This window comes from Xenorhabdus sp. TH1, assembly GCF_037260955.1.
GTDB classification, from domain to species: domain Bacteria; phylum Pseudomonadota; class Gammaproteobacteria; order Enterobacterales; family Enterobacteriaceae; genus Xenorhabdus; species Xenorhabdus griffiniae.
The window spans coordinates 3,316,669-3,333,915 of record NZ_CP147734.1 but is presented as its reverse complement, the minus strand read 5'-3'; the positions used below and the strand labels follow the sequence as shown (position 1 = coordinate 3,333,915).

Below are 17,247 nucleotides of genomic sequence, written 5' to 3'. Positions count from 1 at the left end.
GCGCAGGCTATTCTGACCAATACCGTCTTCTGTTCCCCATGTGTATGGGGATAAACCGGAGAGCAAGAGTTAGCCTTTCTTTATGATTACCTGTTCCCCATGTGTATGGGGATAAACCGAGGGCTTATTATCCGGTGATTCGCGTATTCCTCTGTTCCCCATGTGTATGGGGATAAACCGGCGAACCAGGTGGATACCGGGGCAGCGCATCCCTGTTCCCCATGTGTATGGGGATAAACCGGGTTGATGTTACCCGCGCGGGTGATCTTGTCACTGTTCCCCATGTGTATGGGGATAAACCGTCTAGCGGGGCATTGTTCGATGTTAATTACGACCTGTTCCCCATGTGTATGGGGATAAACCGCCCCGTACCTGAAACCTCCGCCCCCTCCGGCACTGTTCCCCATGTGTATGGGGATAAACCGCGCTGGGTTTTGAACCTGCAAAAATTAGCAAACCTGTTCCCCATGTGTATGGGGATAAACCGCGTAGTTTCCGGTCAAGACGTTATTCACGTACCTGTTCCCCATGTGTATGGGGATAAACCGGAAAAACGTGCTCCGGCAATATCGGCGCTAACCTGTTCCCCATGTGTATGGGGATAAACCGTCCTACCCGATTATTACAACAGCTGAGGTAAACTGTTCCCCATGTGTATGGGGATAAACCGGTTCTGCGTTTATTGATGTGCGTGTGAATGCACTGTTCCCCATGTGTATGGGGATAAACCGCCATCAGTAACATTGTCGATAACCCTCAATGTCTGTTCCCCATGTGTATGGGGATAAACCGCGACCCCTATCGCTTTTCCTGACTTACTGTCTCTGTTCCCCATGTGTATGGGGATAAACCGAACATTCAGGAGGCAAAATGAAATACCAAATCCTGTTCCCCATGTGTATGGGGATAAACCGGCCGGGTAGAACGGTATTTCCCCTGTAAAAATCTGTTCCCCATGTGTATGGGGATAAACCGGGCAACGAAGATATTCATGTTATGCCGCTGATCTGTTCCCCATGTGTATGGGGATAAACCGTATTAGCGATGAAGAAATTGAAGATTTAGTTTCTGTTCCCCATGTGTATGGGGATAAACCGTGGTTTTTATTTGCCCACTTGAACAACGAGCACTGTTCCCCATGTGTATGGGGATAAACCGCTACGGTTCTATTTTCTGTAATCTACCCTATTCCTGTTCCCCATGTGTATGGGGATAAACCAGAGACGAGCGCTAACGATAAAGCCCGCGAGAACTGTTCCCCATGTGTATGGGGATAAACCGAAACGAGAAATACAGCCCCATTTTCAGTTCGCCTGTTCCCCATGTGTATGGGGATAAACCGACATGGTCATCTTTTTCCCTTGTAACGCAGTACTGTTCCCCATGTGTATGGGGATAAACCGGCTGGCATCATCGCTGTTCAGGGTGTTCAACGCTGTTCCCCATGTGTATGGGGATAAACCGCCAACCTATCCGGCGTTTGCTGGATATTATGCCTGTTCCCCATGTGTATGGGGATAAACCGCAGGCAATTAACCCCAATTAAGGTAATAGTGACTGTTCCCCATGTGTATGGGGATAAACTGATAAAGCGAGCCAAGAATTCAGCGCCACCGGACTGTTCCCCATGTGTATGGGGATAAACCGCCAAACATCGTCATAATCAGAGTTTGGCATATCTGTTCCCCATGTGTATGGGGATAAACCGGGTGATGGCGAGTTACAGAATGGAATCAATAACTGTTCCCCATGTGTATGGGGATAAACCGTAAAGGCACAAGCTTTGCAGAATCCAGAGGTACTGTTCCCCATATATATGGAGCTAAAATTGGAAACAGGAGTGAACGGACTCGCATTGAAATAAATTGACTCGATTCTGTCTTCTGTTGGCAGTAATTTTAACTTTCTATATATGAATATCCTGTGGTTATTGAGCCAACCCATGCATATAGGGATAATCCAGTAATAGCGTTCATCAATGAGTTTGTTGCGGTTAAATGATGTTCTTATAGCTGTAGAATCATCAGGTCATGAGTATTGCTTCTCAATGTGACAAGTAGCTTGTGGAGATATATCAAATAGCTGCTTTTCTTATGTAGTTGTATGACATTACTAATTTTTTAGTGAAAAACACTCAGTGGTGATAGGCACTCGTAGGCGGTCAGAAATAACCTTTCAGTCGAGTTAAATTCCATTAAAAATCAGATAGATTAAAAATGTTTGAATGCATCCGACATGAAACTATTTCCATCCGGTAAAATTCAGCGCAAAATAGGGTGCGTTGTTACTATTCATAAAATAGTAATAAAAAATGACATATTGTCATTGTTTCGGCTTTCAATTTGGGCTTACTGCGTTTATGATGCGCGCTTCGTAATTTCAACCGGCGCCACTGGCTTTGAGCTTTAGCGGAGAAATGATGTCTCCTGCTAGCTAACACAGTCTTTTCCCGTGGCGGTTCTATCTGCATTATTCCAAGGGATAGATGATAGCATAAATGACTGAGAACACCTCTCTGACACCACTCGTTGAATTGAAAGCCTTGAGTAAGGGCTTCGACGGTAAACAAGTTATTTCACAGCTCGATCTGACAATCAATGATGGCGAGTTTCTGACCATTCTTGGGCCATCCGGTTGTGGCAAAACTACAGTACTTCGCCTGATTGCCGGGCTAGAAGATGCAAACAGCGGCAAAATTTTGCTGGAAGGGCAGGATATTACGGATATTCCTGCCGAGCACCGTTGCGTTAATACGGTTTTCCAAAGTTATGCCCTGTTCCCCCACATGACCGTATTTGAAAATGTCGCTTTTGGACTTCGGATGCAGAAAACACCGGAAAAAGAGATTGCTCCGCGTGTTGAGGAAGCATTACGCATGGTTCAGCTTGAAGAGTTTGCCCTGCGTAAACCTGCCCAGCTTTCCGGCGGCCAACAGCAACGTGTGGCGATTGCCCGTGCGGTTGTCAATAAACCGAAAGTTTTGCTGTTGGATGAATCGCTGTCCGCGCTCGATTACAAGTTGCGCAAGCAGATGCAAAATGAGCTAAAGGCGCTCCAGCGTAAGCTTGGCATTACTTTTATCTTTGTGACCCACGATCAGGAAGAGGCTCTGGTTATGTCAGACCGTATCGTGGTTATGCGTAACGGGCGTATTGAACAGGATGGCTCTCCGCGTGAGATTTACGAAGAGCCGAAAAACCTGTTTGTTGCCCGCTTTATCGGCGAAATCAATATCTTTGATGCTAAAGTGCTGCATCGTATTGATGATCAACGGATACGCGCCAATGTCGAAGGCCATGAGTGTGATATTTTCACCTCGCTGCCAGTGACCGTTGGGCAAACGTTGAAAGTCTTGCTGCGCCCGGAAGACCTGCGCGTGGAAGAGATCAATAACGGTGAGCAGGTATCGGGACTGATTGGTTACGTCCGTGAGCGTAACTACAAGGGCATGACGCTGGACTCCGTGGTCGAAATGGAAAATGGCAAGATGGTCATGGTGAGCGAGTTCTTCAACGAAGACGATCCTGATGTTGACCATTCTCTGAACCAGAAGATTGCGGTCACTTGGGTAGAAAGCTGGGAGGTTGTGCTGGTCGATGAAGAAGACGCGTAAACTATTCCAGAATATCGTCATTACGGGCATCGTATCCTGGCTGATGCTGTTCGTCTTTTTGCCGAACCTGATGATCATCGGAACCAGCTTCCTGACCCGTGATGACGCCAATTTAGTGCAGATGATATTCTCGCTGGATAACTATAGCCGATTGTTTGATCCGCTGTATGCCGAGGTGCTGCTGCATTCGCTGAATATGGCGATTATAGCGACGCTATGCTGTCTGGTGATTGGCTATCCGTTCGCTTTTTTCCTGGCTCGTATGCCAAAGAAACTGCGTTCCCTGATGCTATTCCTGTTGATCGTGCCGTTCTGGACGAACTCGTTAATCCGTATTTATGGCTTGAAGATGTTCCTCAGTACCCGCGGGTACTTGAATGATTTTCTGATGTGGGTGGGAATTATCGATAAGCCTTTTCGCATCATGTATACCCCCGAAGCGGTTGTGTTGGGGTTGGTTTACATCCTGCTGCCGTTTATGGTGATGCCGCTTTATTCCAGCATTGAGAAGCTGGATAAATCCTGTCTGGAAGCGGCACGCGATTTGGGGGCGGGGAAATTGCAGACTTTTATCCGCATCATTGTGCCATTGACCATGCCGGGCATTATCGCGGGTTGTTTGCTGGTATTGCTACCGGCGATGGGGCTGTTCTATGTGGCTGACTTGATGGGCGGGGCGAAGAACCTGCTGATCGGGAACGTGATTAAGAGCCAATTTCTCAATATCCGTGACTGGCCATTTGGGGCAGCGACCAGCATCTGTTTGACGTTGGTAATGGGATTGATGTTATTGGTTTATTATCGTGCGGCTAAGCTGCTGAACAAGAAGGTGGAACTGGAATGATCGGACGCCTGTTGCGCGGTGGCTTCATGACCATCGTTTATGCTTACCTGTATATCCCGATTATTATCCTGTTGGTAAGCTCGTTTAACCAATCGCGCTTTGGCATTCATTGGCAGGGTTTTACCACTGAATGGTATAGCCTGCTATTCGCGAATGACAGTTTGCTTCAAGCGGCAGGCCATTCCCTGACGATGGCGGTCACATCCGCCACGTTTGCTACCTTGATTGGTTCCCTGACTGCGGTTGCCTTGTATCGTTATTCCTTCCGGGGCAAAAAGTTTGTTGGCGGTATGCTGTTTGTCGTGATGATGTCGCCGGATATCGTGATGGCGATTTCACTGCTGGTGCTGTTTATGCTACTCGGCGTTTCACTGGGATTCTGGTCACTGCTGTTTTCACATATCACTTTCTGCTTGCCATTTGTGGTGATAACGGTGTACTCCCGCCTGAAAGATTTCGATGTCAAAATGCTGGAAGCGGCGCGTGATTTGGGCGCGGGTGAATTGACTATCCTGCGAAAAATCATCCTGCCGCTGGCGATGCCGGCGGTTATGGCGGGTTGGCTACTGAGCTTTACCCTATCGATGGATGATGTGGTTGTTTCTTCATTTGTGACGGGGCCAAGCTACGAGATTTTGCCACTTAAGATCTATTCAATGGTAAAAGTGGGAATTTCGCCAGAAGTGAACGCATTGGCAACGATTTTATTACTTATGTCGTTGGTTTTGGTGCTGATTAGCCAATTTGTGATGCGTGATCGCACAGAAAAGTCTTAACCTTCTTTTAAGCGTGGTTGCGGGTTGACCACGCTTTTATTAGCAAGAATTAAGTCACTTTACCGCATTAAATGTCACTTTTATAATAGCCCCTTTTTCGGGGATAGGTTCACGCAGAACCTATATATGATACTAACGCACCAACTGCGAGGGGAAACACGACATGAAAAACAACATGAGAAAGTGGTTCTGTCTGTTAGCCGCTGGGATGATGGCATTAAGCATTGGTTCGGTGAATGCCGCTGCCGCTGATGATGGCAAGACGCTGTATTTCTACAACTGGACTGAATATGTTCCGCCTGGTTTGCTCAACCAGTTCACCAAAGAGACTGGGATTAAGGTGATTTATTCCACCTATGAATCCAATGAGAGCATGTACACCAAGCTGAAAACTTATAAAGACGGCGCTTATGATTTAGTGGTTCCATCCACTTACTTTATCTCAAAGATGAGTAAAGAAGGGATGTTGCAAAAAATCGATACCAGTAAATTGAGCAACTTCCATAACCTTGATCCCAACCTGCTCCATAAGTCTTTTGACCCGAATAACGAGTACTCTATCCCTTATATTTGGGGTGCAACGGCAATTGGCGTCAATGGCGATAATATTGATCCTAAATCCTTCTCTTCCTGGGCTGATCTTTGGAAACCAGAGTACAAAAACAGTTTAGTACTGACTGACGATGCGCGTGAAGTTTTCCAGATGGCGTTGCTGAAATTGGGATATTCCGGCAATACCTCTGATCCGAAAGAGATTGAAGCTGCTTATCAGGAACTGAGAAAACTGATGCCAAATGTACTGGCATTTAATTCTGACAACCCTGCCAACCCATTTATGGAAGGCGAGGCGGATATCGGTATGATGTGGAACGGTTCTGCCTATGTTGCGCGTCAGGCTGGTACACCGGTTGAGATTATTTGGCCGAAAGAGGGCGGGATTTTCTGGATGGACAGCTTGGCTATTCCAGCGAATGCCAAGAATGTTGAGGGCGCGATGAAATTGATTGATTTCTTGTTACGCCCGGAAATTGCGGCGCAGGTTGCTAAGAAAATTGGCTACCCGACACCGAATCTGGAAGCGAAAAAATTACTGCCGAAATCCATGACAGAAGATAAGACGTTGTATCCAGACGCCGAGGTGATAAAAAAAGGCGAATGGCAGAGTGATGTTGGCAATGCCAGTATCCTGTACGAAGAGTACTTCCAAAAATTGAAAGCAGGTCAATGACCGAATTATTGGGGAGCTTTGGCTCCCCTTTTTAACAATTTCCCCGTATATCCTCGCCCAATGCGAGGGTGTCGTAAAAGGGGGGAGGTCATTTTTGCAACGCGTTAAGTTGAGATCCTCTCCCATTTTTCAGTGCCTGTTATTTGAACCAATAACAGGCTGAAAATCATCCATAATATCAGAGCCACTGCTCTTGATAAGTTATAGGCCATCGCATGCAGGGTAAATTCCAGCTTTACCGCTGATAATCCTCTACGCCGAAAGCGCTCCAGTCCCTGAATTCCCCGCAAAGCTGAAAATACCGGTTCTACTCTGCTCTTTCGTTGACTCAATATCCGTTTTGACTCAGGGTTAGCCATATGCAAACGCAGTTCATCCCGCTTTTCATCTTCCCGATAGCGTTTTATTTTTCTTCCACCTTTGGCCCGTGTACATTGGGTTTTTTGCCGGCATTGGGTGCAATTGGCACTGCCATAGACCCGATAGCCGCGCACTTTTTCTGACGCGGCCACGGTGCTTTTCAACGATAATGAATGATGGGCAGGGCAGAGATAAGTGTCTTTCTCAGCCTCATAGATAAATAACGATTTGGGGGAGATTGTTCGGGGGCTCTGCCGGGTTGAATTTTCAGAGCAAAACAGCGAGATCTGATATTTTTGTGCCTCAGCCATCACCGCGTCATGGAAATAACCGGCATCCAACAACAATTTGTCCGGATGATATCCCGATAAATTGAAATTCTGCACCAATAAATCCGCCATTACCCGTGTCTCACTGGATGGATCTACGGTTTGGGCGACGATAATACGTCCTGTGTTGACTAAAACAGACGGTTTATAGGCTGTTGAAAATCCCTTTCCCCGCTTGAGTTTCTGGACGACAGCGTCTGGCTCTGTGGGATTAATACGTAACTGGCTACCATCTTTCCCCTTTTTTTCCCGGTTTTCTTGCCGGCGTCGTAATACTTCTGTGCCCTGTTCCAATTGCTGAAGACGTTTCTCTGTCTGCCCCGTGGCAGGCGCTGCACTGAGGGGCTTTTTTTCGCGGGAAATGGCTGCCTGAGTCAAAAGATGATAATGAGAACACATGGCCTCAATCACTGTCCCGTCACCAGCCAGACACGAAATACCGGATTGACTGCGGCGCAAAACAGATAAGGCCAGCTCTTTAAAAAACATCCCCGTCAGGACAGTTTGATGCTGATAAATGAAACGTCCAAGACTGGCATGATCAGGGGTAATTCCCTGACTGACCCAAATACAGCCCAAATCTAAACGCGCCAAGCGTTCAAGTGCTCTGAGCGAACGCTGTCCTTTCATGATCCCATAAAGCAGGATCCCCATCATGGAGCGGGGAGAATAAGGAGCCCTGCCTGTTGAAGCATAATGACGTTCGAAAGGTCCCCAGTCTTGTTCATCCAGGCTCTCCGCGACAATAAGTGCACTGCGTTCTCCCATTTGCTTGAGATAATCCCCAAGGGAAAGAGAGCCATCCAATACAGGTAAATGCTGCGCTTTGACAAATTGACGTTGGGTGTGAACAGACGATTCCAGTTTTCGGGTGAATAAGGTCATAAAAGATCGGCGCCTAAAGGAAGAGCGCCGATCTTAATGGATAACATGAGCTTTTACGACACCCTCTTTAGGGTGGGGAGGATGTCAAGGTAGCTATATAAAGACTCGTTGAAAATGGTGTATAGACAGTAAAAACATATTGATATACACCTTTAGTTAGTTATTTCAATTAGCAGTATTATTCATTCTGAATGAATGCTTCTTATCCAGAATAATAAACTCATTATTTTTACTTTTAATATATATATTGGTTATTTGATATTTTACTTTAATTTAAAAAGCAATAAAAATATTGGACTAATGCTTGTTAAAATTTTATGTTGACGCTATTTAATTTTAATTAACCAATGAAACAAAAACTATAAATGACTATTCATTATTAATGAAATCAAGTCAGTTTATTTGTCAATTAACATTGACCTTTATTTTACATATAGACAACAAACGCCATGATGAAATCTCATAATGTGCTTTCTGCATTAAAAAAATTTTATGATATTGAAATTATAAACTGAGAAATTTTTTTATTTTTCATGTATCTGCATTGAATATTTCAATTTAATAATATGATGTATCATAAATATAGACTTCCTGTTTAATCGGCTATCTGATAAATATTCATTTATTCTCACCCTACTCAGAATTCACTTCATATTCTGGCAAATAACTTAAACAAAAAATTAACACTTGGAAGTTATAAAAAAATGAAAAATATAAATGAATTGATCCCATTAAAGATCATTGCGTCTGGTATTGCCTTACCAGAAAACAAAGTGTATTCATCCGATTTAGATTTAAGGTTCAATAAACCGAAGGGTTTTGTCGAAAAACAGTCTGGAATAGAGTATCGCTATCATTCGGATTATGAGGCATCCCCAGCTAAATTTGCCGCGAAAGCATTGCATAATACGTTAGATACACATCAGATCTCGCCAGATTCAATTGATTTACTGATTTCAGCTTCGGCTATCCCGATTCAAGCCTTACCTTATTCTGCGGCACATATTTTAAACGAGAGTCGGTTAAAGGCAGGAACCGCCTGTTTTGATATTAATGCAAGCTGCGTGAGTTTTATCTCTGCACTGGATATTGCGAGTGGATTGCTGGCAACCCGGCAGTATCGGCGGATTGCTATTGTTTCTTCGGAGATGGCTTCCCGTGGAATTGACTGGTCGCATCAAGAATCCTCACTGATTTTTGGTGATGGGGCGGCTTGTGTGATCGTTGAAAAAGGGGATGGGAAAAGTGGGATTGTGACCTACAAACATGAAACCTACCCAGAAGGCCTTGAATTATGTGAGATCCGGGCTGGCGGAACCCGCAAGAATCTGCGTGCAGGTATGGAAGATAGCGATTTCCTGTTCCAGATGCAGGGTAAGCCGCTGTTTAAACTAACCGCCTCATTGATTGAAGAATTTACAGCGCGTGTATTGGGGAGTGCCAATCTTGCCATGTCCGATATCGATACTGTGATACCTCATCAGGCAAGCCATTTGGGATTGAAACATATTCTCAAGCGCTTGAATATCAAAGATGAGAGATTTGTGAATATCTATCGTTATCGCGGTAATCAGGTTGCGGCATCTATTCCAAGCGCACTGCATGAAGCCATCATGACAGATCGCTATTATGGTCGTGATTATGTGATGTTGCTTGGTACAGCGGCAGGGCTTTCGTTAAGTGAGATGATTTTAATACCATGAAAATTCTTGTAACCGGAGCCACGAGTGGTTTAGGTCGTAATGCCGTTGATTATCTGTTATCCCGTGGCGAGACGGTGATGGCAACCGGACGTGATCCGCAGGCGGGAAGGGAATTGTCTCGATTGGGGGCGGAATTTCGCCGTGCTGAGCTGGCGACGTTAACGAAGGAGCAAGCCATCGGGCTGATGTCAGAGTGTGATGCAGTCTGGCATTGCGCCGCCAAATCTTCTCCCTGGGGCGATCCTGATGAGTTTGAACGTATCAATGTGGCTGCGACACAGATTTTGGCACAAGCGGCTGGCATATGTGGTATCCAGCGATTTGTCCATATTTCTACTCCTGCTGTGTATTTTAATTTTTCCCACCAACAGCATGTTACCGAACATCAGCGCAGCCAGCGTTTCGCCAATGATTATGCCCGAACCAAGTTTCTGGCGGAGGAGAGCATACGTCAATTGATCCCCCGCTATCCTGACACGACTTACATTATCCTGCGCCCCCGTGGGTTATTTGGCCCGCATGACAGAGTATTGTTGCCGCGTTTGTTGGCTCAGGTTAAAGCCAGCAAAGGCGTTATTGCTTTGCCAGCAGGGGGAAGGAATGCCCTGGATCTCACTTACGTCATGAATGTTGTTCATGCCATGTTATTGGCAACTCACCGTGAAGGCATACAAAGTGGGGCGATATATAACATTACTAATCAACAACCACAGCCATTGGCGAAGATCTTAGGGCAGTTATTTGATGAGATGCAGTTTAGTTATCGGATCAAATCATTGCCTTATCCACTTTTGTATGGCGTTGCGACAATCCTGGAAGGCATTGCTATGTTCACCCGAAAAGAGCCATTGCTGACGCGTTATGGCATTGGCGCGGCTTATTACTCCATGACACTGGATAACGCAAAAGCGCAAGAAGAGCTGGGTTATTCGCCGATTTATACCATAGAGGAAGGTATTCATTTAACGGCCAATTGGCTAAAACAGGCAGACCAGAAGACGGGTTCACATGGTTAAGATACGTGTTTTTGACGTGGGATATTGCACGCATTCCGGTTGCATGGCACTGAAAGGTGCCAGTTTTCGCATATGCAAATTTCCGGCTCGGTCGTGGTTGCTGGAGTGTCATGATAAGCGTTGGCTCCTTGATACCGGATACGCCAACCATTTTTACGATCATACCCGTAGTGGGATTATTCGCTTATATCGCACGGTCACGCCGGTTTACTTTGACAGCAAAGACGCACTGGTGATGCAACTCAAAGGAGAAGGTATTCAGGCACGTGATATTGATGGCATTATCATTTCTCACTTTCATGGTGATCATATTGCCGGATTACGGGATTTCCCACAGGCCAAATTTATCTGTTCAGGGGAAGGTTGGCGGCAGACGCGCCACTTACGAGGTATCGCGGCGCTAAGAAAAGCCTTTGTGCGGGGATTAATGCCGGAAGATTTCGAATCCAGAGTCAGTTTTTATGAGGGGTTTGAAGCTAGCCCGTTGCCAGAAGAGTTATCGGTATTGGGGAAAGGTTATGCCGTGCCGGGGAGCCAGAAGCAGATACTGATTGTTCCGCTACCTGGTCATGCGGCCGGGCATCTTGGCCTGTGTGTATTGAGTGATCAGGGTTGGATATTGTTAGCGGGAGATGCTGCCTGGTCACCAACGAATTACCGTGAACTGCGCGGGCCTGCAAAGTTGGCGAATCTTATTATGGATGACAGCCGTGCCTATTACGAAACACTGAATAAGCTGCATCACATTGACCAAAAACAGATCCCTATCCAGCTCTGCCATGAGGGAGATTTGGAATGATATTTAAAACATTTTGGTACTATTGGCGAGCCAAAAAACGGTGGAAATTCACCAACCGACAGCAGCTTGAGCAACACCAATTGAGAGAATTGGCGCGATTCAGGCATAGGGTTCTGGCGAAAAGTCCTTATTTTTCCTCATATGGTGATTTATCGTTGGCGGAATATCCGTTTATGAATAAAGCCATCATGATGGAAAATTTCGACCAGATGAATACGGCGGGTCTCAAACGCGATGAGCTTTTGGCATGTGCGCGGTTGAGTGAACAGTCACGAGATTTCACGCCAACAGTCGGCAAATTCAGCGTTGGTATGTCATCGGGGACATCAGGACAACGAGGTCTTTTCGTTGCCAGCCCGAAAGAACGGAGCATTTGGGCGGGAACCCTGCTTGCCAAAATGCTACCAAACGGCTTATTTCACGGTGAGCGAGTTGCGCTGTTTTTACGGGCGGGGAATAATCTCTACGAGAGTGTCCAGAACCGTTGGATATCCTTCCGTTTTTTTGACTTGTTTGCTGACTTTAATCAGCAGGTACAAGCATTAGTCGCGTATCAACCCACTATTATTGTCGCGCCCGCCCAGGTGTTGCGGGCATTGGCATTGAAGATCCAGCAAGGTGAAACATCATTACCGCCGGTTAAAGTGATCTCGGTGGCAGAAGTGCTGGAACCGCAAGATCGCCAACTGTTGCAGGCCGTATTCAGGGACGTAGGAGAAATTTATCAGGCAACGGAAGGTTTTCTGGCGTGTACTTGCTCGCATGGGACGCTGCACCTTAATGAAGAGTTTTTGCATATTGAGCCGAAATGGATAGATGAATCGCGTTTTAACCCGATTATTACTGATTTTACCCGTGAAACGCAGCCTATTGTACGTTATCAGCTTGATGATATTTTGGTGGTGAGAAAAAAAGCTTGTGCGTGCGGTAACCCTGCATTGACGATAGAGCGCATCGAAGGGCGCAATGATGATCAGTTAATTTTACCTGCGCTTACAGGAGGAACAGTCAGTATTTTCGCTGATCCTTGTTCGCGGATTATTGCCAATACTCTGCCGTTAACGAGTGATTATCGGTTAACCCAGGCGGGATTGTCGCTGAAACTGGAAGGGGATTGTAGCATCGAAGTCCTCCAGCACTGCCAGTCAGCGCTGTCAGACTATTTTGCCAAACAAGGGGTGGATATCGATAAAATTGAATGGCAGTGCGTATCGCAGGTGATACTGCCGGATCTGTTTAATAAGCGTCGCCGGATTATCAGGTGCGCCGTAAAACCCCGTCCTTCAGAGGGTGTCAATAAGAGGAAGGAATAATCGGGGGCGAGCTGCGGGCGATTAATAATTGCTCGCAGTTTGGGTTAAATTAAGACAAATTAAGTAAGGTATATCCCGTTGACATATCCCTGAAAAGGGTTATGCTTTTCAATGAACTTAATTGGAAGATTTTATTTCGGAGGTCAGTATGGAAAAAACAACTGTCTTTAAAAGTAACCGTAGTCAGGCTGTACGCTTGCCCAAAGCTGTTGCTTTACCGGAAGATGTAAAACATGTTGATATTATTGCTATCGGTCGAACTCGTATCATAACTCCAGCAGGAGAGGGATGGGATAGTTGGTTTGATGGCGAAAATGTTACCCCTGATTTTATGACTGACAGGCAGCAGCCAAGTGAACAGCTCAGGGAAGAATTTTGATGATTAAATATATGCTTGATACCAATATTTGTATTTATACTATCAAGAATAAACCACAGAAAGTCAGAGACGCTTTTTATCAACATTATGGCCAGCTTTGCATCAGCTCTGTAACATTGATGGAGTTAATTTATAGTTCTGAAAGATCAGAAAATCCTAAAAAAAATCTGGATATTATTGAGGGATTCGCTGCACGTTTGGAAATCATGAACTATGGTTTTGATGCTGCTGCTCATACAGGACAAATACGTGCTGAATTAGCAAAAAAGGGAAAACCTATTGGCCCCTATGACAGTATGATTGCAGGCCATGCCCGCTCACTGGGTATGGTTCTTGTGACAAATAATACCCGTGAATTTGAACGGGTTTTGGGGTTAAGAATTGAAGATTGGGTGATAGCGTCCTTCTCGTAACAATAAGTCCTTTCCAACGGTTTTACCACCTTCCACTTCTGTGATTGCCTGGTTTAAGCGGGCTGCATTTTTGGTACTTGCCATCAAATAGGCAGTTTTTTCATAACCATTTTCAAGTTACCGCCAATAACACGGTAACTTGAAATTTATCGCCAAATAAATTTTTCTCTGAAAAATAAATATTAAGAACACATCATTAAAATCCCCTATTTGATTGAATATCAAGCCTGATTTTTTATGCTAATTCGCATTTCATGTAATAACCGGCCATTCAAAATAGCAAGCGATAACTTCTTATTATCAACTAATAAAAACTTTTCATTAAGCAGATTAGTAATAAGTCACCTAATGTATCTTAAGTGCACAAAAAGGTTAATTTTTTATTCTTATTCAATGTTGGGACATCAAATATTCTATGAGGTACTATATATGAGCTCATATATTAGTAAGAAGTTCATTAGATCTTCGCTATATATAGGTTCTTTGTTTTTGCCATTTATCGCAACGAATACATTGGCTATAGGTGAGAAAAACACTGAACATCAAACACAGAAAGTGGCAGATGAAAATCAGTTAGAGAATAGGGAAGATACTACAGCCGGTTTAATTGCGCAAAATATTCAGACGGTGGGTCGGGTGTTGTCATCTTCACCTTCCGAGCTTACCGAACAAGCTAAATCCTACGCGTTAGGAAAAGTCAATGGGATAATATCCAGTGAAACCCAGAAATGGTTATCCCAGTTTGGGACAGCCAGGATCAACTTTTCCCTCGATAGAAAAGGCAAACTGGATAATGGCTCCCTGGATCTGTTGCTGCCGCTCTACGACAATAAAGCCGATTGGTTGGTTTTCTCCCAATTTGGTTATCGCAATAAAGACAGCCGCCATACCGTGAATGTCGGTGTGGGTGGCCGTTATTTTACGCCTACTTGGATGTACGGGTTGAATACTTTCTATGACCATGATGTCACCGGTAAAAATCAGCGCATCGGTGTAGGTGCAGAAGCCTGGACAGATTATATCAAATTTTCGGTCAACTCATACTTGCGTCTGACTGACTGGCGTCAGTCATTGGAAAAACAGGATTGGGAAGAGCGTGCGGCCAACGGCTTTGATCTTCAAGGCGAATTCTATTTACCTGCTTACCCGAACCTGGGTGGTAAGTTAGGCTTTGAACAATACTTTGGTGATAACGTTGAGTTGTTCAATCGTGGTAGTAAACAGAAAAACCCCAGCCTGGGTAGAGTTGGCCTGAACTATACGCCGATTCCGTTGGTGACAATGGGGGTAGACTACAAATATGGTGGCAGCGGGCACAGTGAAACTTTGTTCCAGGCCAACCTGAATTATCGCTTTGGAGTACCTTGGGGAGTACAGTTCTCGCCTGATAGTGTTGCTTCCATGCGTACATTGGCAGGTAGCCGCTATGACCTAGTGGAAAGAAACAACCATATTGTGCTTGATCACAGGAAGAAGCCAGATGAACTGCAATTAGCGTTGTCGCAAAACAACATCGTTGGTTATAGCCAGCAAGCATGGCCAGCGCCAATACCGATAGCGGCTAACATAAAATCAAACGTCAAGAATATAATATTTCAGGCAGATAACGCATTTACCAAAAATGGAGGCGGTATTTCCAAAGTGGGTGGCGGTAATGAGTTAATTGCGCTTGTATTGCCTAAATATATTCCTAATGGACAGAATACGCATACGATCAATATCTTTGCGGAAGGAAATAACGGTGAGGTCAGCAAGCCAGCTATTTTGAATGTGACAGTCCAGCCTTTTGTTGTCAGACAATTTAAGACTGAACAATTAACAAATTCTGCTGCGGGTGATAAGGGCGGTTATAAATTACTGGCAACAATCGCTCATGGTACAACCGATAAAGATATTATCCGCAATGGCGTGATTGATAATGTCACCTGGTCGATTGAGCCACAAAGTAAGGATGTCAGTCTGGATTGGGAAAACCCCAGCAAAACCAATTCTCAGGGACAATTGCAGGCAACGGTAACGACCTCCCAGCCGCTGAAAGATGTGAAAGTCTTCCTGGAAATACCTGGAATGCCAAAAACCCATGTTGGTGATATTGGCTTTAGTGGCCTGATTTCTGACTTTAAGGTTCAATCCGTTACTCCGTTCGTATCAGGGCCACTGCTCGCTGGAGATAATGGCTATACCTTTACAGCCGTTGTAAAAGATAAGAATGGTACTGCCCTGGAAAATCATAAGGTGGATGTTAAGTGGTATCCTGAGACATTACCGGCTGGTATGAAGTGGTCATCAGTACAAAACACTACAAATACCGAAGGGAAATTGTTTGCTACCTTAACCAGTACCAAGCCTGTAAAAGATATTAAAGTCGGTGCGTCAATTGATGGTGGTAAAACGACGACATACACTGAAAAACCCGTGGCTTTCGTCGGTGATATTAAGATTGGCGACATTGAAGTGACACCGAATAAGGTTCTCAATGGTGACGGAAAAGAGGCTTATCTCTATAAAGCAAAAATTAAGGATGTTCATACTGATTTAGCTATACCAAATCTGACCTTTGATCACGATAAGGTAATTTGGAGCGTGGTTAATGACAAGTTTGACCACAATAAACTGGTAGAGGAAGGTAAGCTGGTGTTCGGCAATACACAGCTCACCACGGATGATCAAGGATACCTGACGACAACGTTGACCAGTTCTGTCGGTGTTGACAATGTCAAAGTCAAGCTGGAGCTTGTGACAAAAGAGGGAAAACAGGAATCGATTGCTAACACTACCGTGAAATTTATACCGGTTGATCAGCCTGTTGGGTTGTATGTTTACAATGTGAATAATCCAGATATCAATCGTTTTTACCAGAGTGATGAGAATGGACCTCATAACCTCTTCGATTCGTTAATCTCAGAGCTACGTATTAAGCGAGATGAGCCTATTTTTACACCTGGTGGCGATGAAGAAGGCAATCTTGAAAGAGTTTCAGGAATCATGGGTCTGATACGTAATTATTCTGATCCTCAATACCCAGGCGATGGAGAACCCGGTACGTTCCGTTTTGGCGGAGGGCAGTCTACACCGGTGCTTACAATGTTCAGGTTGACTGTTACTAACAAACGAACAGGAGCAATACAGGCCTATACTTATACAGTAAAACCACTGCGTTATTTTGACGGTTCCTACTCGGACAAGCCTAATCATAAAGATTGTAGTGATGTAGGTAAAGTTTATGGCACCCCCGCAGTGTTACGAGCGAAGTTGTCGGAGGTGTGGCCATTGGATGCCCCAGGTCACTTCCCTGTGAAAAAAGATGGCACGACGCTACTTGAAGAGTTTCCCAATATAATGGATTGGGGACTGATAAAAAGACCTAGTCCCATTATAAAGATATATGACAACTTACTGAGTAATACAGGTACTCCGGATGCATATATTAATTTTAATGTTAATACACGTACCATTGATCCTACACCACAAGATGGTGGGCTGCTTTGTCTGACAAACATGTAAAAATAGCTAATCAAGTAATATAAGTGATAAAAAACACAGGCTCAAAATTAGAGCCTGTGTTTATTTAGATCGCTGACAAACCCAT

General features: G+C 44.8%; 12 protein-coding genes and 1 CRISPR repeat array (1 of these 13 only partly in view). Of the genes, 11 read left to right on the top strand and 1 reads right to left on the bottom strand.

Features of this window, described 5'->3' with window-relative positions; genetic code table 11:
* Window positions 1-1,830: a CRISPR direct-repeat array (repeat unit 29 nt; unit sequence CTGTTCCCCATGTGTATGGGGATAAACCG); it reaches 337 nt to the left of the window's first position.
* A gap of 667 nt (window positions 1,831-2,497) precedes the next feature.
* The 4 genes from potA (at window position 2,498) to potD (ending at window position 6,461) form a co-directional block, all read left to right on the top strand.
* Window positions 2,498-3,613, top strand: a complete 1,116-nt coding sequence (gene potA, locus WDV74_RS14495) for a spermidine/putrescine ABC transporter ATP-binding protein PotA (protein ID WP_338883511.1) — start codon at window positions 2,498-2,500, stop codon at window positions 3,611-3,613.
* Window positions 3,597-4,457, top strand: coding sequence for a spermidine/putrescine ABC transporter permease PotB (gene potB / locus WDV74_RS14490; RefSeq protein WP_189760033.1), 861 nt, complete (start codon window positions 3,597-3,599; stop codon window positions 4,455-4,457). Before potA ends, potB begins: the two co-directional genes overlap by 17 nt.
* Window positions 4,454-5,233: a spermidine/putrescine ABC transporter permease PotC gene (potC, locus tag WDV74_RS14485; protein WP_273570926.1), complete on the top strand. Its 780-nt coding sequence runs from the start codon at window positions 4,454-4,456 to the stop codon at window positions 5,231-5,233. Before potB ends, potC begins: the two co-directional genes overlap by 4 nt.
* 175 nt (window positions 5,234-5,408) lie before the next feature.
* A complete protein-coding gene (potD, locus tag WDV74_RS14480) occupies window positions 5,409-6,461 on the top strand; it encodes a spermidine/putrescine ABC transporter substrate-binding protein PotD (protein WP_338885624.1) in 1,053 nt (350 codons plus the stop codon).
* Between the two features lie 104 nt (window positions 6,462-6,565).
* Here the strand turns inward: potD and WDV74_RS14475 are convergent, their stop codons facing one another.
* A complete protein-coding gene (locus tag WDV74_RS14475) occupies window positions 6,566-8,035 on the bottom strand; it encodes a transposase (protein ID WP_338883509.1) in 1,470 nt (489 codons plus the stop codon).
* A gap of 704 nt (window positions 8,036-8,739) precedes the next feature.
* On the opposite strand from WDV74_RS14475, the gene WDV74_RS14470 reads away from it, so the two are divergent.
* The 7 genes from WDV74_RS14470 (at window position 8,740) to WDV74_RS14440 (ending at window position 17,162) form a co-directional block, all read left to right on the top strand.
* A complete protein-coding gene (locus WDV74_RS14470) occupies window positions 8,740-9,738 on the top strand; it encodes a 3-oxoacyl-[acyl-carrier-protein] synthase III C-terminal domain-containing protein (protein ID WP_338883508.1) in 999 nt (332 codons plus the stop codon).
* Window positions 9,735-10,754, top strand: a complete 1,020-nt coding sequence (locus WDV74_RS14465) for an NAD-dependent epimerase/dehydratase family protein (protein WP_338883507.1) — start codon at window positions 9,735-9,737, stop codon at window positions 10,752-10,754. Before WDV74_RS14470 ends, WDV74_RS14465 begins: the two co-directional genes overlap by 4 nt.
* Window positions 10,747-11,553, top strand: coding sequence for an MBL fold metallo-hydrolase (locus WDV74_RS14460; RefSeq protein ID WP_338883506.1), 807 nt, complete (start codon window positions 10,747-10,749; stop codon window positions 11,551-11,553). The genes WDV74_RS14465 and WDV74_RS14460 overlap by 8 nt, the downstream gene beginning before the upstream one ends.
* Window positions 11,550-12,866: a F390 synthetase-related protein gene (locus WDV74_RS14455; RefSeq protein ID WP_338883505.1), complete on the top strand. Its 1,317-nt coding sequence runs from the start codon at window positions 11,550-11,552 to the stop codon at window positions 12,864-12,866. Before WDV74_RS14460 ends, WDV74_RS14455 begins: the two co-directional genes overlap by 4 nt.
* A 148-nt stretch (window positions 12,867-13,014) precedes the next feature.
* Window positions 13,015-13,245 (top strand): type II toxin-antitoxin system VapB family antitoxin, encoded by a 231-nt coding sequence (gene vapB, locus WDV74_RS14450; protein WP_193850094.1) that lies wholly within the window; start codon window positions 13,015-13,017, stop codon window positions 13,243-13,245.
* The gene (vapC, locus tag WDV74_RS14445; RefSeq protein WP_338885623.1) at window positions 13,245-13,658 is read left to right on the top strand and encodes a tRNA(fMet)-specific endonuclease VapC; all 414 of its coding nucleotides are present in this window, start codon (window positions 13,245-13,247) and stop codon (window positions 13,656-13,658) included. Before vapB ends, vapC begins: the two co-directional genes overlap by 1 nt.
* Before the next feature lie 429 nt (window positions 13,659-14,087).
* Window positions 14,088-17,162, top strand: coding sequence for an inverse autotransporter beta domain-containing protein (locus WDV74_RS14440; protein ID WP_338883502.1), 3,075 nt, complete (start codon window positions 14,088-14,090; stop codon window positions 17,160-17,162).
* The last annotated feature ends 85 nt before the right edge of the window (window positions 17,163-17,247 follow it).

Excerpts from the sequence above, each read along its gene's own strand:
- potA (WP_338883511.1), top strand. The coding sequence starts at position 2,498 with ATGACTGAGAACACCTCTCTGACACCACTCGTTGAATTGAAAGCCTTG.
- potB (WP_189760033.1), top strand. The coding sequence starts at position 3,597 with ATGAAGAAGACGCGTAAACTATTCCAGAATATCGTCATTACGGGCATC.
- potC (WP_273570926.1), top strand. The coding sequence starts at position 4,454 with ATGATCGGACGCCTGTTGCGCGGTGGCTTCATGACCATCGTTTATGCT.
- potD (WP_338885624.1), top strand. The coding sequence starts at position 5,409 with ATGAGAAAGTGGTTCTGTCTGTTAGCCGCTGGGATGATGGCATTAAGC.
- WDV74_RS14475 (WP_338883509.1), bottom strand. The coding sequence starts at position 8,035 with ATGACCTTATTCACCCGAAAACTGGAATCGTCTGTTCACACCCAACGT.
- WDV74_RS14470 (WP_338883508.1), top strand. The coding sequence starts at position 8,740 with ATGAAAAATATAAATGAATTGATCCCATTAAAGATCATTGCGTCTGGT.
- WDV74_RS14465 (WP_338883507.1), top strand. The coding sequence starts at position 9,735 with ATGAAAATTCTTGTAACCGGAGCCACGAGTGGTTTAGGTCGTAATGCC.
- WDV74_RS14460 (WP_338883506.1), top strand. The coding sequence starts at position 10,747 with ATGGTTAAGATACGTGTTTTTGACGTGGGATATTGCACGCATTCCGGT.
- WDV74_RS14455 (WP_338883505.1), top strand. The coding sequence starts at position 11,550 with ATGATATTTAAAACATTTTGGTACTATTGGCGAGCCAAAAAACGGTGG.
- vapB (WP_193850094.1), top strand. The coding sequence starts at position 13,015 with ATGGAAAAAACAACTGTCTTTAAAAGTAACCGTAGTCAGGCTGTACGC.
- vapC (WP_338885623.1), top strand. The coding sequence starts at position 13,245 with ATGATTAAATATATGCTTGATACCAATATTTGTATTTATACTATCAAG.
- WDV74_RS14440 (WP_338883502.1), top strand. The coding sequence starts at position 14,088 with ATGAGCTCATATATTAGTAAGAAGTTCATTAGATCTTCGCTATATATA.